22 protein-coding genes are annotated in these 23,217 nt (G+C 49.5%); 14 read left to right on the plus strand and 8 right to left on the minus strand.

Translation table 11 applies throughout. The annotated features are described in order from the left end of the window. The first annotated feature begins 3 nt into the window (after positions 1-3). Positions 4-429 (plus strand): glutaredoxin-dependent arsenate reductase, encoded by a 426-nt coding sequence (gene arsC / locus MUU47_RS10520; protein ID WP_258988145.1) that lies wholly within the window; start codon positions 4-6, stop codon positions 427-429. Between the two features lie 130 nt (positions 430-559). Further along, positions 560-1,459, plus strand: coding sequence for a lipid kinase YegS (gene yegS, locus MUU47_RS10525; RefSeq protein WP_258988146.1), 900 nt, complete (start codon positions 560-562; stop codon positions 1,457-1,459). 45 nt (positions 1,460-1,504) lie between these two features. On the opposite strand, the gene fbaB is transcribed toward yegS, so the two are convergent. Continuing rightward, positions 1,505-2,554: a class I fructose-bisphosphate aldolase gene (gene fbaB, locus MUU47_RS10530; protein ID WP_258988147.1), complete on the minus strand. Its 1,050-nt coding sequence runs from the start codon at positions 2,552-2,554 to the stop codon at positions 1,505-1,507. 249 nt (positions 2,555-2,803) lie between these two features. On the opposite strand from fbaB, the gene MUU47_RS10535 reads away from it, so the two are divergent. The 3 genes from MUU47_RS10535 to MUU47_RS10545 are packed head-to-tail and all read left to right on the plus strand — an operon-like array spanning position 2,804 to position 6,038. Next, the gene (locus MUU47_RS10535) at positions 2,804-4,087 is read left to right on the plus strand and encodes a nucleoside permease (protein ID WP_258988148.1); all 1,284 of its coding nucleotides are present in this window, start codon (positions 2,804-2,806) and stop codon (positions 4,085-4,087) included. Next, positions 4,084-5,091: an ADP-ribosylglycohydrolase family protein gene (locus MUU47_RS10540; RefSeq protein ID WP_258988149.1), complete on the plus strand. Its 1,008-nt coding sequence runs from the start codon at positions 4,084-4,086 to the stop codon at positions 5,089-5,091. Before MUU47_RS10535 ends, MUU47_RS10540 begins: the two co-directional genes overlap by 4 nt. Then, the gene (locus tag MUU47_RS10545) at positions 5,085-6,038 is read left to right on the plus strand and encodes a PfkB family carbohydrate kinase (RefSeq protein ID WP_258988150.1); all 954 of its coding nucleotides are present in this window, start codon (positions 5,085-5,087) and stop codon (positions 6,036-6,038) included. Before MUU47_RS10540 ends, MUU47_RS10545 begins: the two co-directional genes overlap by 7 nt. Here MUU47_RS10545 and MUU47_RS10550 read toward each other — a convergent pair. Genes MUU47_RS10550 through thiM form a run of 3 tightly spaced genes read right to left on the minus strand, consistent with a single transcriptional unit; the run spans position 6,012 to position 8,371 of the window. Further along, entirely contained in the window at positions 6,012-6,758 is a 747-nt protein-coding gene (locus MUU47_RS10550; protein ID WP_159775626.1) for a GntR family transcriptional regulator, read from the minus strand. The genes MUU47_RS10545 and MUU47_RS10550 overlap by 27 nt on opposite strands. A gap of 36 nt (positions 6,759-6,794) precedes the next feature. Next, complete coding sequence (gene thiD / locus MUU47_RS10555; RefSeq protein ID WP_258988151.1) at positions 6,795-7,595, minus strand: bifunctional hydroxymethylpyrimidine kinase/phosphomethylpyrimidine kinase; 801 nt, start codon at positions 7,593-7,595, stop codon at positions 6,795-6,797. Beyond that, positions 7,592-8,371, minus strand: a complete 780-nt coding sequence (gene thiM / locus MUU47_RS10560; protein WP_258988152.1) for a hydroxyethylthiazole kinase — start codon at positions 8,369-8,371, stop codon at positions 7,592-7,594. Before thiM ends, thiD begins: the two co-directional genes overlap by 4 nt. A gap of 240 nt (positions 8,372-8,611) precedes the next feature. On the opposite strand from thiM, the gene MUU47_RS10565 reads away from it, so the two are divergent. The 4 genes from MUU47_RS10565 (at position 8,612) to MUU47_RS10580 (ending at position 14,074) form a co-directional block, all read left to right on the plus strand. Beyond that, the gene (locus MUU47_RS10565) at positions 8,612-9,784 is read left to right on the plus strand and encodes a tyrosine-type recombinase/integrase (RefSeq protein ID WP_258988153.1); all 1,173 of its coding nucleotides are present in this window, start codon (positions 8,612-8,614) and stop codon (positions 9,782-9,784) included. Between the two features lie 636 nt (positions 9,785-10,420). Continuing rightward, positions 10,421-11,692: an oligosaccharide MFS transporter gene (locus tag MUU47_RS10570; protein WP_258988154.1), complete on the plus strand. Its 1,272-nt coding sequence runs from the start codon at positions 10,421-10,423 to the stop codon at positions 11,690-11,692. 15 nt (positions 11,693-11,707) lie between these two features. Further along, a complete protein-coding gene (locus MUU47_RS10575) occupies positions 11,708-12,898 on the plus strand; it encodes a glycoside hydrolase family 88 protein (protein ID WP_258988155.1) in 1,191 nt (396 codons plus the stop codon). A gap of 321 nt (positions 12,899-13,219) precedes the next feature. Further along, entirely contained in the window at positions 13,220-14,074 is an 855-nt protein-coding gene (locus MUU47_RS10580) for an AraC family transcriptional regulator (RefSeq protein ID WP_258988156.1), read from the plus strand. A gap of 234 nt (positions 14,075-14,308) precedes the next feature. Here the strand turns inward: MUU47_RS10580 and MUU47_RS10585 are convergent. Then, positions 14,309-15,381 (minus strand): IS3 family transposase gene (locus tag MUU47_RS10585; protein WP_258988157.1). Its coding sequence is split into 2 segments (ribosomal slippage): positions 14,309-15,129 and positions 15,129-15,381, totalling 1,074 coding nucleotides; the frame shifts between segments, so codons are not numbered across the junction. Positions 15,382-15,777: 396 nt separating this feature from the next. Here MUU47_RS10585 and MUU47_RS10590 point away from each other — a divergent pair. Genes MUU47_RS10590 through MUU47_RS10605 form a run of 4 tightly spaced genes read left to right on the plus strand, consistent with a single transcriptional unit; the run spans position 15,778 to position 20,456 of the window. Beyond that, positions 15,778-16,953, plus strand: coding sequence for an HNH endonuclease (locus MUU47_RS10590; protein ID WP_258988158.1), 1,176 nt, complete (start codon positions 15,778-15,780; stop codon positions 16,951-16,953). Next, positions 16,950-18,197 (plus strand): nucleotidyltransferase domain-containing protein, encoded by a 1,248-nt coding sequence (locus MUU47_RS10595; protein ID WP_258988159.1) that lies wholly within the window; start codon positions 16,950-16,952, stop codon positions 18,195-18,197. Before MUU47_RS10590 ends, MUU47_RS10595 begins: the two co-directional genes overlap by 4 nt. A gap of 13 nt (positions 18,198-18,210) precedes the next feature. Then, a complete protein-coding gene (locus MUU47_RS10600) occupies positions 18,211-19,962 on the plus strand; it encodes a HesA/MoeB/ThiF family protein (RefSeq protein ID WP_258988160.1) in 1,752 nt (583 codons plus the stop codon). Beyond that, positions 19,959-20,456: a Mov34/MPN/PAD-1 family protein gene (locus MUU47_RS10605; protein ID WP_258988161.1), complete on the plus strand. Its 498-nt coding sequence runs from the start codon at positions 19,959-19,961 to the stop codon at positions 20,454-20,456. Before MUU47_RS10600 ends, MUU47_RS10605 begins: the two co-directional genes overlap by 4 nt. Positions 20,457-20,469: 13 nt before the next feature. On the opposite strand, the gene MUU47_RS10610 is transcribed toward MUU47_RS10605, so the two are convergent. After that, positions 20,470-21,012, minus strand: coding sequence for a 3'-5' exonuclease (locus MUU47_RS10610; protein ID WP_258988163.1), 543 nt, complete (start codon positions 21,010-21,012; stop codon positions 20,470-20,472). A gap of 218 nt (positions 21,013-21,230) precedes the next feature. Between MUU47_RS10610 and MUU47_RS10615 the strand changes: the two genes are divergently transcribed. Continuing rightward, positions 21,231-21,341, plus strand: coding sequence for a replication initiation protein (locus tag MUU47_RS10615; protein WP_258988165.1), 111 nt, complete (start codon positions 21,231-21,233; stop codon positions 21,339-21,341). Positions 21,342-21,660: 319 nt separating this feature from the next. On the opposite strand, the gene MUU47_RS10620 is transcribed toward MUU47_RS10615, so the two are convergent. Together MUU47_RS10620 and MUU47_RS10625 are read right to left on the minus strand one after the other, a co-directional pair. Continuing rightward, the gene (locus MUU47_RS10620) at positions 21,661-22,062 is read right to left on the minus strand and encodes a hypothetical protein (protein WP_258988167.1); all 402 of its coding nucleotides are present in this window, start codon (positions 22,060-22,062) and stop codon (positions 21,661-21,663) included. A gap of 96 nt (positions 22,063-22,158) precedes the next feature. After that, positions 22,159-22,605 carry a helix-turn-helix domain-containing protein gene (locus MUU47_RS10625; protein ID WP_258988168.1) on the minus strand — a complete coding sequence of 149 codons (447 nt, stop codon included), beginning with the start codon at positions 22,603-22,605 and terminating at the stop codon, positions 22,159-22,161. Positions 22,606-23,217: the final 612 nt, after the last annotated feature.

The following is a 23,217-nucleotide window of genomic DNA, read 5'->3' on the forward strand; positions in this document are numbered from 1 at the left end:
AAAATGAGCAACATCACTATTTACCACAACCCGGAATGCGGTACGTCGCGTAATACGCTGGAGATGATTCGCAATAGTGGAAACGAACCCACCATCATTTACTATCTCGATACCCCTCCCTCTCATGACGAGTTAGTAAAACTGATTGCCGATATGGGGATTACGGTTCAGGCGTTGCTGCGGAAAAACGTAGAGCCTTACGAACAGCTTGGTCTGGCTGGCGGGCAATTTACCGACGAGCAGCTGATTACCTTTATGCTCCAGTATCCCATCCTGATTAATCGCCCAATTGTGGTCACGCCGATGGGAACCCGACTGTGCAGACCGTCCGAAGTGGTACTGGATATTCTTCCGGAACCACAAAAAAGGGTATTCAGCAAAGAAGACGGTGAAAAAGTGGTGGATAACGAAGGGAAGCGACTCATTTAGCGCCGACCGATTGCGTCGTGATGCAGGTTCAGAAATGCATCACGACGCCTGTTAATTCAGCCTGGTCTCATGCACAACTCCAGATCATAAGGTACACTTTTTATCATGTTGAATAATTTGGATAAAACGGATGACTGACTTTCCACCCAGCATGTTGATCTTAAATGGCAAAGGAGCCGGAAACCCGGAGCTGCGTGAAGCCATCACCCAGCTGCGCGACGAAGGCGTGGAAATCCATGTCCGCGTCACCTGGGAGAAAGGCGATGCGGCGCGCTATCTGGACGAAGCCTGTGAGTCAGGCGTGGCGACAGTCATCGCGGGTGGTGGCGACGGTACCATTAATGAAGTCGCGACCGCGATTATCCATTGCAAACACAGCCACATTCCGGCGCTTGGCCTTCTGCCGCTCGGCACCGCCAACGATTTTGCCACCAGCGTTGGCGTACCCGATGAATTGAGCAAAGCCCTGAAACTGGCGATCGCCGGGAACGCGACTGAAATTGATATCGCCCAGGTCAACGATAGAACCTGCTTTATCAACATGGCGACTGGCGGTTTTGGCACGCGCATCACCAGTGAAACGCCGGAAAAACTGAAAGCCGCGCTCGGCGGCGTGTCGTATCTGATCCATGGTTTGATGCGAATGGACACCCTGAAAGCCGACCGCTGCGAAATTCGTGGCGAAGGTTTTTACTGGCAGGGCGACGCGCTGGTGATTGGCATCGGTAACGGGCGTCAGGCCGGTGGCGGGCAGCAGCTTTGCCCGGAAGCGTTAATCAACGACGGCCTGCTGCACCTGCGCATTTTCACCGGCGAGGAACTGCTGCCCGCGCTGTTCTCCACCCTCTCGCGCCCGGAAGAAAATCCGAACCTGATAGACGGCGTGTCGTCGTGGTTTGAAATCACTGCGCCGCACGACATCACCTTTAATCTCGACGGCGAACCCAAAACGGGCCGCGATTTCCGCATAGAAATTCTGCCCAACGCCCTGCGCTGTCGTCTGCCGCCGGGCTGCCCGTTATTGCGCTGACAAAAAAGCCTCCCGATGTCTGGAGGCTTTTTATTCAGGGGGTTATCAGGCAATCGTCACTTTTTCGTCAAGATAGACATCCTGCACGGAGTTAATCAACTTCACGCCGTCAGCCATCGATTTCTTGAAGGCTTTACGGCCGAGGATCAGCCCCATCCCGCCCGCGCGTTTGTTGATAACCGCGGTACGAACGGCGTCGACCTGATCGTTATCACCAGCGGCACCGCCGGAGTTAATCAGGCCCGCGCGACCCATATAGCAGTTCGCCAGCTGGTAACGCACCAGATCGATTGGATTGTCGGTAGTGAGTTTGCTGTACACGCGTTCGTCGGTATAGCCGAAATTCACCGCTTTGTAGCCACCGTTATTTTCCGCCATTTTCTGCTTCACGATATCCGCACCGATGGTGGCCGCCAGATGGTTGGCCTGACCGGTTAAATCCGCAGAAACGTGGTAATCCACGCCGTCTTTTTTGAAGCCGGAATTACGCAGATACGCCCACAGCACGGTCACCATGCCGAGTTCATGCGCACGCTCAAAGGCCGCAGAAATCTCTTCAATCTGTCGACGCGATTCTTCGGAACCGAAATAAATGGTCGCCCCTACCGCCACCGCGCCCATGTTGAACGCCTGCTCTACGCTGGCGTACAGCGTCTGGTCGAAGGTATTCGGGTAGCTCAGCGTCTCGTTGTGATTCAGCTTCACGAGGAACGGAATTCGGTGCGCGTAACGGCGCGATACGCTCGCCAGCACGCCATAGGTTGAGGCCACGCAGTTACAGCCCGCTTCAATCGCCAGCTCAACAATGTTTTTTGGGTCGAAATAGAGCGGATTTGCAGCAAACGATGCGCCCGCCGAGTGCTCAACACCCTGGTCTACCGGTAAAATAGAGAGATAGCCGGTGCCCGCCAGACGCCCGGTGTTATACAGAGTCTGCATGTTTCGCAGTACGGCTGGGGGACGGTTGTTGTCAATCATCACGCGATCGACGTAATCGGAACCGGGAAGATGGAGCTGCCCGGACGGAATGGTCATACAACGATGCTGTAAAAGGCTGTCGGCGTCTTTGCCAAGAAACTGCGCAATATCAGTCATAGCGATAACTCCCGTAAGTGCCAGCCAGGCTGGCATTGAATGTCCTGTGCCTGTTTTTCAGGCAACATTAAGCCTGGTCTCCTGAGGCATATTTTTCCAGCGTATTCGTGCCTTTTAAGCACATTCCGCTGGCTCGATTCAGGTGTGGAAAAGTGTTAAGTCGCTCAAGGAAACACCTCAAAGGTATTTAAAAGGTATTATTAAATGGTAGTGTGCAGGCGTACCTTACCTGTCATGAAGGATTTAAAGATGAAAACTACAGTAAAGCTGTCATTCATGATGTTCGTGGAGTGGTTTATCTGGGGCGCGTGGTTTGTGCCGCTGTGGCTATGGCTGAGCAAAAACGGCTTTAGCGCCGGAGAAATCGGCTGGTCCTACGCCTGTACCGCCATCGCCGCGATCCTCTCACCTATTCTCGTCGGCTCGCTGACGGACCGCTTCTTCCCGGCGCAAAAAGTACTGGCGGTGCTGATGTTCGCCGGGGCGATTTTGATGTTCTTCGCCGCGCAGCAGACAACGTTCAACGGCTTCTTCCCGCTGCTGCTGGGCTACTCGCTGACCTATATGCCAACCATCGCCCTGACCAACAGCATCGCGTTTTCTCACGTGCCGGACGTCGAACGCGACTTCCCACGCATTCGCGTGATGGGTACCGTCGGCTGGATTGCCTCAGGCCTGGTGTGCGGTTTCCTGCCGCAGATGATGGGCTACAACGACATTTCACCGACCAGCATTCCGCTGCTGATCACCGCCGCGAGCTCTGCGTTACTGGGCGTTTTCGCGCTGTTCCTGCCGAATACGCCGCCGAAAAGCACCGGCAAAATGAGCCTGAAAGTGATGCTTGGATTAGACGCGCTGGTGCTGCTGCGCGACAAAAATTTCCTCGTCTTTTTCTTCTGCTCGTTCCTGTTCGCGATGCCGCTGGCGTTCTACTACATCTTCGCCAACGGCTATCTGACCGAAGTCGGGATGCACAACGCCACCGGGTGGATGACGCTCGGCCAGTTTTCCGAAATCTTCTTTATGCTGGCGCTGCCGTTCTTCATAAAGCGTTTTGGTATTAAAAAGGTATTGTTACTGGGTCTGGTGACGGCGGCCATTCGTTACGGCTTCTTCGTCTACGGCAGCGCAGAACAATACTTTACCTACGGCCTGCTTTTCCTCGGAATTCTGCTGCACGGCGTGAGCTACGATTTTTACTACGTCACCGCGTATATCTACGTCGACAAAAAATCCCCGGTTCACATGCGCACCGCCGCACAGGGGCTGATTACCCTCTGCTGTCAGGGCTTCGGCAGCCTGCTCGGCTACCGTCTCGGCGGCGTGATGATGGAAAAAATGTTCGCCTACAAGACGCCCGTCAATGGGCTGACCTTTAACTGGGCAGGCATGTGGACCTTCGGCGCAATCATGATCGCGGTGATTGCCGTGCTGTTTATGCTGTTCTTCCGCGAATCGGACAAAGACATTACCGCCATCCACGTCGACAACGACGAACGCGACATGGCGATGACACATGAGGAAGTGAAATGAAATACCAACGAATTCTTGGGGCCCTGTACGGTCAGGCGTTAGGCGATGCGATGGGGATGCCCTCTGAACTGTGGCCTCGCTCCCGCGTGAAGGCACACTTTGGCTGGATCGACCGTTTTCTCGATGGCCCGGCGGAGAACAACGCCGCCTGTTATTTCAAACGCGCGGAGTTTACCGACGACACGTCGATGGCGCTGTGTCTGGCGGATGCACTGATCGAATGCGACGGCGACATTGTTCCGGACGTGATTGGCCGCCACATTCTGGCATGGGCGGAAGGCTTCGATGCCTTCAACAAAAACGTGCTCGGCCCGACCTCAAAAATCGCACTGAACGCCATTCGTGACGGCAAACCGGTGAGCGAACTGGAAAACAACGGCGTGACCAACGGCGCGGCAATGCGCGTTTCACCGCTTGGCTGCGTGTTACCTCCCGCCTGTCTCGACACCTTTATTGATGACATTGCGCTGGCCTCAAGCCCGACGCATAAATCCGATTTAGCGATTGCCGGAGCGACGGTGATCGGCTGGGCTGTTTCCCGCGCCGTGGACGGTGAGAGCTGGAAAAACATTGTCGATGCTCTGCCCGCCGTTGCCCGTCAGGCACAGGAAAAACGCGTCACCACCTTCAACGCGTCGCTGGCCATGCGTATCGAACTTGCGCTGAAAACTGTTCGTGAAGCGCACGGTGTGGAATCGGCCAGCGAACAGCTTTATCAGCTGGTCGGGGCGGGCACCAGCACCATCGAATCGGTCGCCTGTGCGGTGGCGATGGTCGAACTGGCACAAACGGATCCGAACCGCTGCGCCATGTTATGCGCCAACCTCGGCGGCGACACCGATACCATCGGCGCGATGGCGACGGCGATTTGCGGCGCGCTGCACGGCATTGACGGCATCGACCCGGCGCTGAAACAGGAACTCGACGACGTAAATCAGCTGGACTTTGGCCGCTACGCCACGGCCCTGCTGGGCTATCGTCAACGGCGGGAGGAAGCATGCTAAGCGACACACTGCGCAAGCTTCGCCAGCAGCGCCCGGTGACGGTCATCGGCTCGGCGGTGATTGACGTCATCGCCGACGCCTATGCCCTGCCGTGGCGCGGCTGCGATATCGAATTACAACAGCAAAGCGTCAATATTGGCGGCTGCGCGCTGAACGTCGCCGTGGCGCTGAAACGTCTGGGCATTGACGCCTGTAACGCCCTGCCGCTCGGCCAGGGCGTGTGGGCCGACATCGTGCGCAACAATCTTTCCCGCCAGGGCATTAGCAGCATTATCGACACCGACAAAGGCGATAACGGCTGGTGTCTGGCGCTGGTCGAGCCGGACGGCGAACGCACGTTTATGTCGTTCACCGGGGTGGAAAATGCCTGGAATGACGACTGGCTGGCGCGTCTGCCGCGTGACGCAAACGGGCTGGTGTATCTTTCCGGTTATCAGCTCACCGCCCCCTGCGCTGAGTTGCTGATTAGCTGGCTGGAATCGATGCCCGGCGTGACGGCGCTGATTGATTTCGGACCGCGCATTGCCGATGTGCCTGCGCAACTGTTCGCGCGGATCATGGCCTGTCAGCCAATTATTACCCTCAACCGTCAGGAAGCGGAGATTGTCGCCGAACAGCAGCAGCTGTCGAAGGACATCAGCGAATTGGGCAAAGCCTGGCTTGCGCGCTGGAATGCGCCACTGATTGTGCGACAGGATAAAGACGGGGCATGGTATTTCAGTGCCGAAAAATGTGGGCAAGCGCAGGCGTTTCCGACGACGGTGGTCGACACCATCGGCGCGGGCGACAGCCATGCCGGCGGCGTGCTGGCGGGGTTATCCGCAGGCTGGTCGCTGGCCGACGCGGTGACGCTCGGTAACGCGGTGGCGTCGTGGGTGGTCAGCCACCGGGGCGGTGACTGCGCGCCTTCGCGCGAGGAATTACTCCTCGCACACAAACACGTATAAATCGCTGCGGCAGTAGCTGATGCTGTATTCAATCGGCCGCTGCTGCTGATCCAGCGCCACCTGTTTGATCACCAGCACCGGGATTTTGTCATCCATTTTGATGTGCGACTGAAACTCAGCGTCCGGCATCCGGGCGCTGACTCGCGAGCGGGTCCGCTGTGGGAAAATATGCTGGCTGCGAAAGTAGTCATACAGCGATATACCGATGTCATCGGCGTCGGCAATGAGGTGCGATGGCACCCACGACTCTTCAATCGACACCGCTTCTTCATCCACGTAACGAATACGCTTGAGCAAAAACACCTCGCTTTTCGGCGCCAGCGCCAATTGTTCGGCCACCTCCGCTGGGCATTCAACTACCCGTTTGTTGACCCACAGCGTGTCCGGTTTTTTGCCGCGCACCACCACCTGCTGAGAAAACCCCCGCGCTTCCTTCAGCGAGTATTCAAAGATGTTGTTGATTTGCGTCCCGTAGCCGCGGGCGCGCGTCACCACGCCTTCGTCTTCCAGGGTTTGCATCGCCTTGCGCACGGTAATACGCGAAACGCCGGTCAGCTGGCTGAGGTCGCGCTCACCGGGCAGAATATTGCCATGCTCAAGCCAACCGCTGCGCACCGCGTTCTTTACCGTTTCGGCAAATTTCAGGTACAGCGGCGTATTATCGGCGGCGGCGATGCGCTCGTTCAGTTGGGCGAGAAGCCGGGTATGCGCTTGTTCCATCTCTGGTTTTCCTGACAGACAGTTTCAGCCAGTATACTACCACCACGCGTGAAAATGATGCACCGGGCCAATTCCGTGACCGACCTCCAGAGAATCCGCCGCGGAAAGCGCCGCCGACAACCAGCGCTTGGCTTCAGGCACCGTTTCCAGCCAGTTTGCGTGGCGCGGGCGCAGCGCCGCTAACGCCGCCGACAGCGTGCAGCCGGTGCCGTGAGTATTTTTGGTCTGCACGCGCGGCGCGGTGAACCGTGTTTCTCCCTCAGCGGTAAACAGCCAGTCCGGGCTTTCAGCATCATCCAGATGCCCGCCTTTCATCAGCACCGCTTCGCATCCCAGCGCCCTCAGCGCGCGGCCCTGCTCGAGCATTTCGCGTTCGTTTTGCGCGTGCGGCGCTTCCAGCAGCGCGGCGGCCTCCGGCAAATTTGGCGTAATCAGTGAAACCTGCGGTAAAAGTCGGCTGCGCAACGTGGCGACCGCCGAGGCAGACAACAGCGGATCGCCGCTTTTTGCCAGCATGACGGTGTCGAGCACCACGTTTTCGATGCGATAGCGCGCCAGGCGTTCCGCAACGGCTTCCACGATATCCGTTTCCGCCAGCATCCCGATTTTGGTGGTGTCGATACGCACGTCGCTGAGCACCGAATCCAGCTGAGCAGCGACAAAATCAGGTTCGATCCGATAAACCGACTGCACGCCTCGCGTATTCTGCGCCACCAGCGCCGTCACGACCGAACAGCCGTAAGCGCCCAGCGCAGAGAAAGTTTTCAGATCTGCCTGAATCCCTGCCCCGCCGCTCGGGTCGGTTCCGGCGATGGTGAGTGCGTTAATCCGTTTCATGGCTGGCCCTCCGCGTAAAGCGCGTCGAGGAAGGCGGCGACAAAACTGCCCGGTCCGCGACTGTTTTCCGTCGCCACGCGCCCGGCGCGTTTCATCATGCCGCAGGCGGCAGCCACGTTATCCAGTGCATCGCCCGGCAGCGCACAGCACGCGGCGACCACGGCCGAAAGCGCGCAGCCGGTGCCGACCACCCGCGTCATTAACGCATCACCGCCGGTGATCATCAGCGTCCGGCGCCCGTCGGTGACGTAATCCACTTCACCGGTGACCGCGACCAGAGTTGAATATTGACGCGCCAGCGCCTGGGCCGCCGGCAATGCGGCGACGGCAGTGTCGGTGGTATCGACCCCGCGTCCACCGTGGCTCATGCCCGCCAGCGCCATGATTTCAGAGGCGTTGCCCCGAATAGCCGCCGGACGCAGCGCCAACAGCTGCTGACAAAATTCAGTCCGAAAACTCAGCGCACCGACCGCTACCGGGTCCAGCGTCCAGGGCGTGTTATTGGCGTTGGCACTGTCGACGGCTAAACGCATGGCGTGCGCGCGTTCCTGGGTCAGCGTACCGACATTAATCAGCAGCGCATCAGCGAGAGCGGCAAACTGTGGGGCTTCCTGGGCATCAATCACCATCGCCGGAGATGCGCCCAGCGCCAGCAAAACATTGGCGGTGAAGGTTTGCACCACGTCATTGGTCATGCAGTGAACGAGTGGCGAACGGTCGCGTAAAAGGTGTGAAGTGTGCGCGAGCTGCGCAGAATTTAGCAGGTCAGGTTGCATGGTACGCTCCTGCCAGTCGGTAAGAAGCGATACCCTGCGAGGGTTTCTGACTTCCCTACGCTGGCATTATCCAGATCAAGTTATTCAGCATTACATCACTGAGTGTCAGTAGGTATCAAAAAGAACATATAACTATGAAAATAAACATATTTTAAATCCAAGTCAATCTCATTAAAAATCTTACAATCTCATGGGGATTTTGGTACATTTTGGGTACATAGAAAAAAGTGGATTATGCCAATGCTAAAAACAAAAACCGATGTTCAACGATTCTCAGTTCCTGAAAACAAGAACATGAAAAAGGAGAATGTGTTCAACAACGGTCTGACAGGTTTGTATCTGGTTGCTCGCCGTAATCCATCTGGCACCATTACCAAAAGCTGGAGATACATCGCTTCTGGATATGATATTACCTTAGGTACTTTTCCTGCGTATAGCCTGGAAGATGCCCGGCAATGGCATAGTCTCCAGGTATCAAAGGTAAAACGCGGCCAGTTCCCCGATAACACAGTTTCAGGTACACCCAAGAACATGGATCAGCTGTTCAATGAATGGTTGCAAATCAAATGTCCTGAACCATCGAAAACAAACCGTCAATCGATATGGAATAAGCATTGCAAATCATTACATGGTCTCCCTCCGGAGAAGCTAACTTACCAAAACGTCTACATGCTGCTTCTTGCTTTGGGTCCCTCCAATGCTGCACACAGAGTATGCCAAATTATTCGCACTATAATGCTATACGCATTCCAGGCCCATGCTGTCGAAGGACAATCAGGGCACCCCGTGTACGTGCCTCAAAAATTGTCTGAAGTCCATGACCGCAAAGCTGTCGCAGCAGTCATTGGTAAAGTGCGGGAAAACCGCTTAAGTAAAGAGCAATACCGCTGTCTCTGGAAAAACCTCGGAAACACGCCTTCACACGCTGCAATGCGCTTCCTTATGATAACTGGTGCTCGAAAAAGTGAAATCACTCAGATGGTATGGTCGGAGCTGGATCTAAAGGCCAACATTTGGACATTACCCGCCAGCAGGACAAAAACACGTCAGGAACGCATCTACCCTCTCTCCTCAGAATTAACTGCGCTATTAAAAGAATGGGCGTGGACACAAAATAAAACAGATGGGCTTGTTTGGGGTTACATTGGAAAATCTACTATGGCGCATGCTGCAGAACGTCTACGTTCGGTAGTAGGTAACGATTTTACCACGCACGATATTCGTCGCAGTGCCGCGTCATTGATGAGTGGTGAAGCTGGAATTGATCCCATGATTGTCGATCTACTCTTGGGTCATAGTGTGAAGGCAGTCACATCAAAAATACTCGCAACGTATCAACCAAAAGCCTTTCAGAAGGCTGTCGATGCAGCCTGGCCAGTTTGGTTTAAGTGGTTTAGAGAAAACATAGAATAAAGCGGTGATTACCCAGCAATCCGCGTGCAACAATCGAAAGACCGGTAAGAATTGTGAGTTCAATCGATGGGGGAAGGTCAATCGAAGTTCAATATTCCCCCTACCGACGGATAATTTCAGTTCACATAATGTGTTATAGAATGAAAAATATTCTGCGGAAAAAACTTATGCACAACTTAAAAAGTATGTGAGTCATAATTTTCATGACATTTTATATGTTCAAAGTGGCATTTTCTTGGGATTCGAAACTAACATAAACCCACGATAAATTGGTTGGTATTTTATCTCAGGTCAGAATGCCATCGTCAACAATGGCGACTAACACATTGAATATCAGAACAAAAAACCCTACATCAATCGAGGCCCTACAATTCAAAAAGAGAATGATAAAATAGTTAAACTTATCTACTGATAGTTTAAATTTTCCCTGTTTTTTATCATTAATTGGAATCAGATAATGCAAGAATCTTCTTTTTGTGAGATACATCATACTTAAATAAACCAAAAAATGTGTATTGTGTTTTCCACATTACATCAACAGTACTAATTCAGCCAAATAGGAAAGGTAAGATTTGCGCCTTCTACTTATGGCCAAATTATAGTTGAAGAACTATCTTGCATGATGAGGAAACGCTTATGAACCGCACCAAGCATGTGATAGCCAAAATGCGAGTATATTCATTCTTATATTATTTTACATGGAGCGTTACATTTATCCTATACACTCTCTGGCTAAGTGAAGTAATTGGTTTAAATAGTGTTTCCATCGGTACGGTGTTTGCTGTAAATGGTGTGTTCGCAGTATGCGCAAAGCCAGTTTATGGATATATTCTTGATCGCTCAGGAATGAGCAAAAATATACTTTACTTTATAGGGTTAATTTCAGTCGCAATGGCTCCATTCTTTATCTATATATACAAGCCATTATTAATTAATTATACACCAATTGGTATTGTCGCTGGTTCAATATTCCTCAGCTTAGGATGGTATGCTGGTGTGGCGGCGAATGAGTCTTACATGGATCGTATTAGTCGTTTATATGGTACAGAATTTGGCCGCATAAGAATGCTTGGTTCGATCGGAAGTACGGTAGGGGCATCTGTATCCGGAATATTATTTAACATCTCACCTAATATAAACTTAGTCGTCAGCAGTGCTACTGCCGCCATTATGCTATTGATTCTACTTAGCATTAAGATTGATGAGACAATTATAGAGCGCACTACTGTAATTTCCACCGAGAAAATAAAACCACGAGATATTGCAACCCTCTTGCAGGAACGAAAATTCTGGATGTTCGCATTGTATGTTGCAGGTGTTGTTTGGGTGATGTTTGTCGCCGAACAGCAGTTCCCACGTTTTTTTGTTACCTTTTTCAAAACAAAAGAACTCGGAAATGAATGGTATGGATATATGATGACGGTGAAGAATGGAATCGAATTTTTCAGTATGCTGACTGCACCTATAATTGTAAACAGACTTGGTGCGAAAAATGCTTTAATCCTTTGCGGAATATTAATAGGCTTTCGTTTAATACTCTGTGGCTTAGTACATAATTACATTGCCATCTCAATTCTAAAAACGCTTTATGGTATGGAAATGGCATTGTTATTAGTATCTGTATTTAAATATATAGCTGATAATTTCCATGCGAAATTCAATGCAACCATGTATTTACTTGGGTACCAAACAATGGTTTATGTCGGTTCAACGATTATATCGGCTCCGGTTGGACATTTTTACGATGCGTATGGATTTGAACAAACATATTTCTTCATGGGGATTTTTGCACTGACCTTCACTATCATTTCATACTTTACGCTTTCTGGAAAAAGCTATGATGAAGCTGAGAGAAAACATAAGCCCCATCAATTTAATAAAACACCAATCGATGTTAAAGCAAAATAAATGGAGACTATAGTTATGTTAGAGTCAATTACAATCGGGAATTTCAATCAAGATAAACTGGGGGAATTTGACGTAAACGATTTTAAAAGTAAGCTGGAACTCGCGATTAATAATGTCACACTGAAAACCACGAAAAACATAAGTAGGCTGATGGGAAAATTTCCATCTGCAAACTGTACTGATGATCTCTGGTCAGTTACAGATAATGAGGGATGGACAACAGGATTTTGGACAGGCCAATTATGGTTGTGTTGGGAACTGACTGGTGATGAGCAATTTCGAACTCAAGCAGAGAATTTGATATATTCATTTTCTGAAAGGTTAGACAAAGGTATTGATATTGACAATCATGATCTTGGCTTTCTTTATACTTTGTCCTGTGTTTCAGCCTGGAAAATAACAGGGAATGACGAGGCCCATCGGACAGCCATTAAGGCGGCCGAAAAACTTATTACACGATTCGACCCAATATCCCGCATAATTCAGGCATGGGGAACTCTAGATGATCATGAACAACGTGGACGTATGATTATCGATTGTAATATGAACTTGCCCCTTTTGTTCTGGGCGGCTCAACAAACCGGGGAAAAGAAGTTTTCCTCTGTAGCCATAGCGCATATTGAGCAAGTTTCTAAATATATCGTTCGCCCCGATGCATCGACCCATCACACTTATTATATTGATACTATCACTGGACAACCAAAATTTGGTAAAACACATCAAGGTTATAGTGATAGTTCATGCTGGGCTCGGGGGCAGGCCTGGGGGATATATGGTTTTATGCTAAGTTACAAGTACACAGGTCAGAAAGAGTATGTTGAAATAGCACGTAGGTTAGCTCATTATTTTTTGAACCGTTTACCTAAAGATATGGTGTGCAACTGGGATCTTGATTTGGTTGGTGATGATACATATCGTGACAGTTCCGCCGCTGCGATTACGGTTTGTGGGTTACTTGAGTTAGCGAATGCTCTTCCTGTAACTGACAAGTACAAATCCTATTACGAAAATGTGGCTGTTACCATTATGAATTCTCTGATAGATAATTATCTATCTACAGTAAATGATCCTTGCGAAGGAATACTGAAATACTCCGCATATAATGTAAACAAAAATATTGGAGTAAATGAATGTAGCATTTTTGGGGATTACTTTTTTGTAGAGGCACTAACAAGACTAAATCAAACATGGAACTCTTACTGGTAAATAAATAACACTTACGATTCTCGTTATCAATGCTGGATGATAATATAAGGTTAACATATATTATCATCCAGCATTATTATTGTTGCAATAACAGATCATAAATAACCATGGAGCCTCAACCCTGATAGATATCGCATCAGTTTATAAGATCATCGGCATACTGAAAATTATCACAATAGAAGCACCTACTACATATTTCTACATTTACTCACATAGAATCATGGAACCACGTATAGAAGACCAATTATCTAGATTATTTAAAAAACCGTTAACCTGCTATAATATATGATACCGCAAGCACTCATAGTTAAGAGATGTTGAATGAAAAATAATTCATTATTTGAACATATTAATCTGAATCATTGCTCTATGGTTTTTCGCCACCGTGATACACCTATGGCCAATTATTATCATTGGCATCAATGCCTGGAAATCATTTATATATCGAATGGATATGGATTAGTCATTGTTGATAACCAGCAATATACAGCGAAACCTGGCCGGATTTTTATTTTTCCTCCATTTAAACTTCATAAAATTCAGATTGAGGGTAATCAAAAGCATCCTTACAACCGAACTATTATACATTTAGACCAGATACAGATTTTAAACGCTCTCACGCCCTTCCCCAGGATACATAAAATCTTTAATTTTATTTCATCCGATCTATCCCAAGCTCAAGCATATGATTTGTCGGATAACACAGAATATATCAAAGCTATATTCAAAAACTTTGAATCTGTTAACAATGGCACTGACTACCCTCTTAATGAAGTTATTATTTTAATCATGCAAATTATGAACATCATTCCTGAGTCAACAGAAAAATTCATAAAAAATGACTCCTCTATTTCAACAAGGATTATGAACTGGATTGGAGAGCATTATTCGGAGAGGCTAACACTTGAATTAATATCAAGAGAATTAGGTTACTCTCCTAATTACATATCAAAAATATTTAAAAACCAAACAGGTGGAACCATTCAGGAATATATAATTTGTAGTAGGATCAAACATAGCTGTGATCTACTTCAAACAACAGACTTAACAATTTCTCAGGTTGCCGAAACTGTAGGTTTTAGGGATGTAACTTATTTTATAACTCGATTTAAAAAATTAATGATTCACACACCATTTCAGTACAAGAAAAATACACAAAAGATGCTTAACAGTTAAATTAAAAGGATCAATATTTTGAATATGCCACCACCATTACCACAATATTACCAAGTGTTATTGAAAAATAAATGATGCTTCATTACCTCAGTTTTTGCTGTAGATGTTACTCCTCACTCATTGCTATTACGGTAGTATCTCTGCCATTAAACTTTTACTCTCGAAAATTTGAAATGCCATTCTAATTAATTACGCAGGTAATCCCCCCATTTTTAACGGGAGTGATAAGTAGAATCAGGTCATGCGCTGAATATGCTGCATCGGCGTGAAGCCATTTAATGCCATATTTGGTCGTTCGTGATTATAAAACCATTGCCACTGCGTGGCATAGCCCTGTAATTCGTCCAGTGAGCTAAACAGGTGCTGTCCCAGCCAGTCATAACGTACCGTCCGGTTATAGCGTTCAATATAAGCATTCTGCTGAATAAAACGAAGGGTTATATTCTGCCGCGCTGCCCATGACGTCAGTATCTTTCCGGTATATTCCGGACCATTGTCACACCGAATAGCGGCAGGTTTCCCCTTCCATTCAATGAGTTGCTCCAGTGTTCTGACGACACGACTTGCCGGCAGGGAAAAATCCACATCAATGGCCAGAGCCTCTCGATTAAAGTCATCGATGACATTCAGTAAACGGACTGAACGACCATCTGATAGCTGATCATGCATAAAGTCCATCGACCAACATTCGTTGCGGCTTTCAGGCACCGTCAGCGGTTCAGGTTTATCTCGTTGCAGTCGTTTTTTCGGCTTTATTCGCATGTTCAGCGACAGCTCGCAGTAAATTCGGTACACCCTTTTATGGTTAAACCGGAAGCCTTTGACGTTACGCAGATACAAAAAGCACAGACCAAATCCCCAGTTGCGCTGACTGTCAGTGATGCGAAGCAGCCAGTCGGCAATGACGTCATTTTCTTCATTTTGCTGCGGCTGATAGAGATAGCAACTTTCGCTGACAATAAACAACTGGCAGGCAAAACGTATGCTGACACTTCGGCTTCTGACCGCGTCCTGTGCCATCTGCTTTCGGAGCGATGGCTTCACCACTTTTTTGCCATGGCCTCCTGAATAATTTCGGCTTTGAGTCGTTCTTCGGCATACATCTTTTTGAGGCGGCGGTTTTCGTCTTCCAGCTCTTTCAGACGGGCCATCATAGAGGCATCCATCCCGCCAAAGCGTGAACGCCACTTATAGAAACTGGCACTACTCATGCCATGCTCGCGGCACAACTCGGTGACTGGCGCTCCGGCCTCAGCTTGCTTAAGAATGGCCATGATCTGGCTGTCAGTAAAACGTGATTTTTTCATAGAGATCTCCCCGGTTCAGATTTCGAGAAAATTCTACTTATAAACACACCGGTTTTTCGGGGGGATTACCATAGCTGACTGATGCGATTTCCCTCTTTCTCGCTGCCCCTGAGATAACTGTGGCGCCGGGTCCGATTGGAGAGCGCTTAAATGTAATCGAAAATATCGACCACGGCATCACTGTTATTTAAAACGCAACGATTTAAGTATTGCTTTTATCAAACTGTGAACTTCCGCTGTTCGCTCAATGCAGACCTGGCAGCGCTATAGGCGGCCCGCTCCGTATTTTGTTTCGCGAGTTATATTTTTCGCGGTTGCGTATTGAAAAAAAGATGAACAGTACCTATTTCAGTATTTCCCGTGCTAATGGTTTTTCCTTTTCAGGAGTACCCTTACGTGAATGCGAAAAAAAAGGCGGATGATTCGAGTGGGCGTTTTAACACTAGCCCTGAAGTGAAAATTCTGGTCTGGATCCGTGCAGCGGGTCATTGTGAACTCTGCGGAACCGATCTGACCCATGATTTTCGTATCGGTTCGCCGATGAAATGGGGAGAAGTGGCCCATATTCTTCCTGCCAGCCCGAAAGGCCCCAGGGGAAACGCCACACACAGCGAAGAAGAGGCCCTGGCACTGACGAATGACAGCGAGAATCTTATGCTACTGTGTCCGGGATGCCATGACCGGGTTGATCGTGACGGCGATAATTATCCCGAAGATGATCTTAGCGGACTTCACTCTGCCTGCCTGACCAGAATTCGCCTAGCGGCTTCCACGCCCGGGGAGGAACGCGCCATACCGGTTATCGTTCAAAGCCAGCATCATCAGACTTTGGTTGCAATTCCGGCGCAGGCCCTTCTTACCGCCATGTCTGCAGAAGGGCTTACGGCACAGTGCCATCCGGTTACGGTTGTGTTCCCTGAGCCCAGTTCACGGGGAAGGGATGCGGGTTACTGGCAGGCGATTAAGGATTTAATCACTGAAAAACTCGAGGCCGGGCTTGCCCGCCGCGGGGGGCAATTTGGCGATAAGCCGGCTCTGGCCATGGTTGGGCTTGCGGATATTCCGGCGTTGTTTTTCCTCGGCCAGACCATTGGCGACCGCTATAAACGCTTTCAGTATTCATTTAACAGGGAACATATATTGCGCTGGCCGGATACAGATGCCCTGCCGCCGGTGTTTATCTCTTCTGAACTTCCGCAAGGTGAGAGGCCAGTTGCTCTGGTGCTGTCTCTTTCCGCAGCGGTACCGCGAGGCGATGTTACCGCCGCACTGCCGGGTGCCCGAATTGTAGAATTCACTGTACCTGAACCCAGCTACGCCATGGTGACAAACCGCAGGGTCATCCATGCGTTCAGAGATGAGCTGCAGAAGCTGCTCAGTCAGTTAGAAGCCACCACGACCCAGGCCATTCATGTTTTTGCCGCGGTGCCTGCTGCGCTGGCCATTGAATTTGGGGCTTTGCTGACGACCCAGCATCAGCATCCCTACATCATCTTTGACCGTGACAAAAATAACGCAAACCAGTTTCGCCCCATGCTTAGCATCGGATGTACAGAGGAGCAACGTCCATGAGTAACGAACAGACTAAACACCGCAGCTGGGAGTATTTTCTTCTCCGTGCAGCCCGAAAAATTTCGTTATCAGCAGCTCAGTACAGCGTTATTGATGCTCGCTACTCTCAGCTGGAAAAAATTCTTTCTGCTGCCGATGATCCCCTGCTGGCGGATGCCCATATTTTTCCCCAAGGTTCTATGCGTCTTCAGACAACGATTAACCCGGTGCCTGGGGCGCCAGCAGATCTCGGGACAATTGATGCCGATGCGATTGTCTGGTTACCCCATGCCAGAGGGATCGATGCCCGGACTGTATTAGAGGTCATTGAACGTCGTTTCCAGGAGGGCAGTAGGGTTCAGGAGGATATTCAACAACTTCGTCGCGGTGTCAGGATTGTTTACGCCGATGAAAATCCGGGTTTCCACATTGATGTCACACCTGCACGTCCCTGCCATCATAATGAGCAAAGCGACGGACTGGGCATGCTCGAAGTACCCGACAGGGAGCACGGCTGGAAGGCAAGCAGTCCCATTCCTTATGCAGACTGGCTGCATGATGCGTCAAAGCAGGACATCATGCTTGAACATGTTGTTGAGTTTAATAAAAGTCGTGCAGCAATGGACTCTGCGACCCAGGCTCCGCTGCCTGAATATAAAGAATATCAAAAAGATGATCCGTTACGTGCGAGCATTAAACTGATGAAAAGGCACAGGGATGAATGGGCGATCAGGACGAAAAATGAAGGATACCGGCCTATTTCGGCAGTTATCACCACGCTTGCGACTCACGCTTATTTGGATGTTGTCGCGCAGTCAGAATATACCGCCTTCACCCCGCTTCAGGCTATCCTGGCAATCGTGAACAGGATGCCTGACCATATTCATCGTTACAGTAATGAGTATTACGTCTGCAATCCTGAAGATAACGGCGAGAATTTTGCGGAAAAATGGAATCGTCCGGATGAAGGTTATAAATACGTTGATGCCTTTAATAAATGGCATGCGAGTACCCGTTCGGCGCTGACGCTGGGGCTCGACAGCCACGCGTCGACAGAAACCTTTGCGAAGGCGGTCCAGGAGCAGTTCGGTATTGGTCCGACATTCGTTCGCGAAGTTAACGAGAGCATTCCGGCAAACTGGACGATGCCCGGGCGGCAAGACGGTGTGACACGAAACTCTGTCGCAATGGGGTCTCTGTTCGGGAGTTCAGTCAGCAGTAACCAGTCTCAGGCAAATGTTGCACCTGTCGGACGACTCGGCTGATATGAAGGATGAGATGATACAACGCGGCATTTCCGCCCTTAAAGACTGTCTGGGCGCGGACAATGCTTCGGCTCTTCTCAGGCCCGCTGAACTGCGGGTCGGTGAAGCGGCCGCCTTTTATTTTCCTTTACCTGTTGATTACACCGGCCTTGAGCGAAGACTACGGATTGGTTTTCCCAACGGTTTCCCGTCTGAATCCCCTAGCCTTCAGGTTGAACCTTCACCGTGGTTAGTCTGGCCCCATGCCATGGCGTCCGGGTTGTGTCTCCATGGATTCAGGGAAAAGCCCGTTACGGGCTCGCCTGAGAAAATTGTTCAGGACAGCTTATCCCGTTTTGCGAGCATTGTGTCTTTTTCTCTGGAAAACGCAGATCCTGCACGGCGGGAGACGGAGTTTCAGAATGAAATTTCCACTTACTGGCTCTGGCAGCTTAAACGATCGGCACGTAACCTGATTCTTTTGGGGGAGCCTGAATCGGGTTCAGTCTTGTATGTTGTAAGCGATCCGAGGTATACCGGTCATACAGGCCTGAACCCGGTATGGGTTTCGTCTGACAAGAACGCTATCCGCCAGCATTTCAGACGTGCCACTGGCCGTTCGGTTGTGATAAGAAGCCCCCATGAAGCAGGTTTCTTTGTCAAACTGACGTCTTTCCCTGGCATTAAGGTGCCTGAACCTCACGCGTTTCTCGAATGGCTTGCTCCACATATTTCTGAAGAATCCCTGGCCGCGATGTCTAAATGGTCAGAAAAGAGTAGTGCTTTGCTTTCCCGATGGGTTGTCATGGCATTACCGGGTGGGGACGGGGCGGCAAGATTTACTGTTAACCTGTGCACCAGAAAGAAGGAAACAGACCGTACACATTTTTACGGCCTGAGATCCTCACGCCGTCAGTCCGGGTTAAAGAAAGAAGGACCTCCGGCCAGTATTCTGTCATCGCGTGTGAACATTATTGATCGTGGGGCATTTTTTTCACGGGATCGAAGTAACACAGCAAAAACACTTGAGAACTCGCATGTTGTCTTTGTCGGTGTAGGGTCGCTGGGATCTGCTGTGAGTATTCAACTCGCCAAGGCCGGTCTGGGCAGGCTGACCCTTATCGATCCTGACAGACTGGAGTCACCCAATCTGGGGCGGCATATGCTGGGTGCTGAGGATTTAGGCAAATTTAAGTCTCAGGCCATGCGCCATCGTCTGCTTCAGGATCTGCCTGTGCTTGATGTCACCGCGCTGGATACATACATCGAATGGGTTATGGGTCAAAAACCCGATATTTTCGAGGATGTTGATCTGGTTATTATCACGACAGCGGACTGGGAATCAGAGTCTGCCCTCTGGGAAAAGAAAGCCTCCGGAGCGAAATGGGGGCTGATACAGGCCTGGAGTGAGCCGCATACACTTGTCGGGCATGCACTGATCGCACCTGAAGGCCGCTTTGATGCAAGATATCTTTTTAGCGATAGAGGTGACTTCAGGCACCGGTTTACCGACTGGCCGGATGGGGGCGTTGTGCCTCTTCCTGCCTGTGGTGAAAGTTTTATACCGGGAGGCTCGGCGGGAATGAATGGTGTTGCAACAATGGTCACTCAGGCCGCAATACGTTACCTGACGACTGTAGGGGATGTCACTCAATGGCATTCCAGTGTGTATCGCCCTGATGAGGCCGGAGTGTTGGGGGGACGCTATACGGGACCTGTACTTCCTGAAGGAGTTGTCCAGAGTGTTTTTGAACGTAACTGGCCGAAACCCAGGCAAAACGCATGAATGAAATAGCATGGCGCTGGGCCTGGCCGGATATGAATGCGGAGCTGCAGGTTAGGCGGCAGGTCTCTGAGATGTTCGGTCACTACCGGCAGTCACAGGGAGAAAATGAGCGAGGCGGGCAGCTGTTTGTCGATCCCGCCGATCCCGGCGGCATTGTACTGTGTCATGCTTCAGCGCCACATCCTGCGGACCGCGCTGGCAGAACGTGGCTCGAACTGAACAACGATCGCTGCCGCACTGAAATCGAGAACGCAAACAGGAAGGGATTGCGCTTGGTTGGATACTGGCATACGCATCCGCAGGCAGTTCCTCACATCTCAGGGACTGACATTGCCAGTTTTGCGCGATTCGCGAGGCAAAATGCACGTGATCTTCCCCATCCAGTGGCGGTGATTGCCGGCACGTCACCATCGGCCACAGGCATTAAAGCCTGGATATTTCGGGAGGGCAGGTATCAGGAGGCAGTGTATACAGCATACTTGTCGCGGCCTTAACGGACCCAATTCATCAAGACCCTTTATTTTGCATCAACGCAAAAAGCTCTGCCTGAAATAATGCATCATCCAGAGCATTATGGCTGGGTCTTCCTTTGGCAGATAAACGCTGTGTCATCATTGATGATTTGGTCTCAGACCACGTACAGCCTGTTGCCCCCATAAAGTAAGCTTTAATATCTAATGCACTGAAGCCAAATGGGTTGTTCCCCGTATATTTATGGAAGTAGTAATTGATGAATGACCAGTCAAAGGGGGCATTCAGTCCCGTAAAGACCGGCTTCTGGCTCGATTGAAGGTGGGATGTGAGCCAGGTGGATAACTGAAGCATGGCGTCCGCGGGGGCTATGCCGGTGGTAACCAGTGCCTGAAGGTTAAATCCCGTCACTGCCAGCGCCTCAGGATCAAAGCCAATGCAGTCAGGCTTCAACTCGGTATAAAAACGCACGTCGGGCGCATGCACCAGACAGGCCCCAATGGAAAGCAGACTAAATAATCCCGGGACCGGGCCGGATGTTTCAATATCGACTGAAACGAAAATCTCGCTAGCATTCATAATCACTCCTGCGATTGAGGGCACTGCTATTCGGCTTGTAAAAGAAAACGATACGCTATTACGGGTGGTAAGTATCTACCACCCCACCCTTTAAGTAATGCCTTTATCAGACTAAAACCATATGCGAACTTCCGCTGTTCGCTCAAAGCTGCCTGTCATGCCTGCTTAAAAAACAGGCTTAGCGTAGGATATTTTCCGTTTTCCAAGCGGACCCCTGTATGCAAGAACCCCCCGTTCAGCCCGACTACCACTCCTATTCCGGTAACTATCAACTTGAGTCCAACCCGGAACAGATACGACGAATCGCCAGTGGCGGTAGCCATTGGTAGCTGGAGGTGTACAAGAAGGGTTATCAAAGAGGTCTTGAAGTTGTGGCCTGACTGCGGCTACACTGAAAGAACAGTTTTGGTAATTGTGGTCTTGTACACCCAGCTACCATCGTGATTCAGAGTTGGTAGCTCTGAATCCCGGCAAACGAACCACCGTTGGTAGCGGTGTTTTTTTTGTTTGCAGAACATGAGATTACGCGCAGAAAAAAATAATCTCAAGAAGTTCCTTGCAGCTACGTTCCGACTTCGACTCTTACAACCTAAATTAAAACATATAAAACCTTACGAGTTAGATTAACAAACCATATAAATGAAATTGTTAACTAAAATGACCGTACTTAGAATCTGCAACATTCTTCGAATAAATGCGCGCATGATCAATTCGCATTTGCAGCATGGCTGTGTAAGGTGTTTCCACATAAAAATAGTCTTCATCCGTATATATGGCTAACATATCTGGCTTAGACTCTGCTTCGGGATTTTTATTGCTGGAATGTTTATTAGCATAATTACGAAGAACATGAATCGCCAACACAAAAATAAATCCAGAAACAGACCCGCCATTTGAACCAGTCGCGTCGTTATTAACTTTCTCTACAGCTTTAACGCCTTCAACCCGGCGGATTTTACTAGCTGGAAATGTATAGTCTCTCCCATTATTTCGAATGAGCCTGATCATCCCTTTATCAGAAATCAGTATATTATCAAATGACTGCGCCATACGCATTGTCCTCATATATATTAATAGCTTCAACATAACATCCATGACTCACTGTAAAGAAAAAATCTGCGAGCTCAGGGATCGTTATTTATCAATTCAGCTTCTAGCTTTCTTCCATTCAACCAATTTATCATAAGTAGATTGGTTATCATTAATAACAAACTCTGTTCTACGATGGGACTGGACGCCACTATCTTTCAGCGAAGTGACCACGGCAGTCTTGCCATCATCATTAGTTTCAATAGAAATAAAATTAGTCTCACTAACACTATCAATAGCTTCAACGCTATTATTAGAATATTCAAATATAACAACTATTTGTCTATGGTTGATTTTGCTAGCCATGTCATCTCCATCTAGCTCTAGGGGCTTCCCATTAACCACAAAGTAAAAATACTTAAATGCATTCGCAGGCATGTTCCTAAAACCGGATTCCCAGCTATCCCAAGTCCGCTTTGATACCCCAATAAGAATTGCAGCATCCTGCTTAGTTAAACCGGCAGATTCTCTGGTAGATCTAACAAACTCCGGTGTTAGCTCCATCTTTTTTCTCATCCCCCCCCCCCATATCAAACATCAAATTGCACAATGTGTACAATACAGCACAAGGATGCACATACAAAGCAAAATCTACTTTTAGGTGTAATGGGCTGTGTTTGCTTGGGGTCGACTCGATCTGCATTTAAGGGTTTAGCTTCGGAACCTCAGATATTTCGAAGAAAAGTGTCAGCAACCAACAAGCATTGCAGTTACACCTCAGAATTTTTTGTATCCGCCGGTCATCCGGATTTACCATAACATCCGTTGTCGGTACCGCCTGGAACGCCCTCAGCGAGATCCAGGCGCCTGCACCTCAAAAGTTTTAGTTAAGTCACGCTAAAACCATACTTAAGCCGCAGGTTAATTTTGCGCAACCTGCATGGCTATGCAGTCAGGCGCATATCGTCGGGTTTGAGCCAGAATCAGAACCGGAAGACCTGTTTTTCATGAAATGGGCCCGCGGGCCCACCTTCAGAAACGGTGAACAGATACGCAATTTATTGCGTGGCCGCGAAGCGTTGGACAAGCGCAGCGCGTCAGCCTGGCACACTCCAACATCGTGGTGTTCAGGTGCTGAAGTGTGGAGGTGTCTTTGTGCTACGGGATGAGCTGCAA

The organism is Scandinavium hiltneri (assembly GCF_024764835.1).
GTDB classification, from domain to species: Bacteria; Pseudomonadota; Gammaproteobacteria; order Enterobacterales; family Enterobacteriaceae; genus Scandinavium; species Scandinavium hiltneri.

Bases quoted from the DNA above. Each gene is read 5' to 3' on its own strand.
- arsC (WP_258988145.1), top strand. From the start codon at position 4: ATGAGCAACATCACTATTTACCACAACCCGGAATGCGGTACGTCGCGT.
- yegS (WP_258988146.1), top strand. From the start codon at position 560: ATGACTGACTTTCCACCCAGCATGTTGATCTTAAATGGCAAAGGAGCC.
- fbaB (WP_258988147.1), bottom strand. From the start codon at position 2,554: ATGACTGATATTGCGCAGTTTCTTGGCAAAGACGCCGACAGCCTTTTA.
- MUU47_RS10535 (WP_258988148.1), top strand. From the start codon at position 2,804: ATGAAAACTACAGTAAAGCTGTCATTCATGATGTTCGTGGAGTGGTTT.
- MUU47_RS10540 (WP_258988149.1), top strand. From the start codon at position 4,084: ATGAAATACCAACGAATTCTTGGGGCCCTGTACGGTCAGGCGTTAGGC.
- MUU47_RS10545 (WP_258988150.1), top strand. From the start codon at position 5,085: ATGCTAAGCGACACACTGCGCAAGCTTCGCCAGCAGCGCCCGGTGACG.
- MUU47_RS10550 (WP_159775626.1), bottom strand. From the start codon at position 6,758: ATGGAACAAGCGCATACCCGGCTTCTCGCCCAACTGAACGAGCGCATC.
- thiD (WP_258988151.1), bottom strand. From the start codon at position 7,595: ATGAAACGGATTAACGCACTCACCATCGCCGGAACCGACCCGAGCGGC.
- thiM (WP_258988152.1), bottom strand. From the start codon at position 8,371: ATGCAACCTGACCTGCTAAATTCTGCGCAGCTCGCGCACACTTCACAC.
- MUU47_RS10565 (WP_258988153.1), top strand. From the start codon at position 8,612: ATGCTAAAAACAAAAACCGATGTTCAACGATTCTCAGTTCCTGAAAAC.
- MUU47_RS10570 (WP_258988154.1), top strand. From the start codon at position 10,421: ATGAACCGCACCAAGCATGTGATAGCCAAAATGCGAGTATATTCATTC.
- MUU47_RS10575 (WP_258988155.1), top strand. From the start codon at position 11,708: ATGTTAGAGTCAATTACAATCGGGAATTTCAATCAAGATAAACTGGGG.
- MUU47_RS10580 (WP_258988156.1), top strand. From the start codon at position 13,220: ATGAAAAATAATTCATTATTTGAACATATTAATCTGAATCATTGCTCT.
- MUU47_RS10595 (WP_258988159.1), top strand. From the start codon at position 16,950: ATGAGTAACGAACAGACTAAACACCGCAGCTGGGAGTATTTTCTTCTC.
- MUU47_RS10600 (WP_258988160.1), top strand. From the start codon at position 18,211: ATGATACAACGCGGCATTTCCGCCCTTAAAGACTGTCTGGGCGCGGAC.
- MUU47_RS10605 (WP_258988161.1), top strand. From the start codon at position 19,959: ATGAATGAAATAGCATGGCGCTGGGCCTGGCCGGATATGAATGCGGAG.
- MUU47_RS10610 (WP_258988163.1), bottom strand. From the start codon at position 21,012: ATGAATGCTAGCGAGATTTTCGTTTCAGTCGATATTGAAACATCCGGC.
- MUU47_RS10615 (WP_258988165.1), top strand. From the start codon at position 21,231: ATGCAAGAACCCCCCGTTCAGCCCGACTACCACTCCTATTCCGGTAAC.
- MUU47_RS10620 (WP_258988167.1), bottom strand. From the start codon at position 22,062: ATGGCGCAGTCATTTGATAATATACTGATTTCTGATAAAGGGATGATC.
- MUU47_RS10625 (WP_258988168.1), bottom strand. From the start codon at position 22,605: ATGGAGCTAACACCGGAGTTTGTTAGATCTACCAGAGAATCTGCCGGT.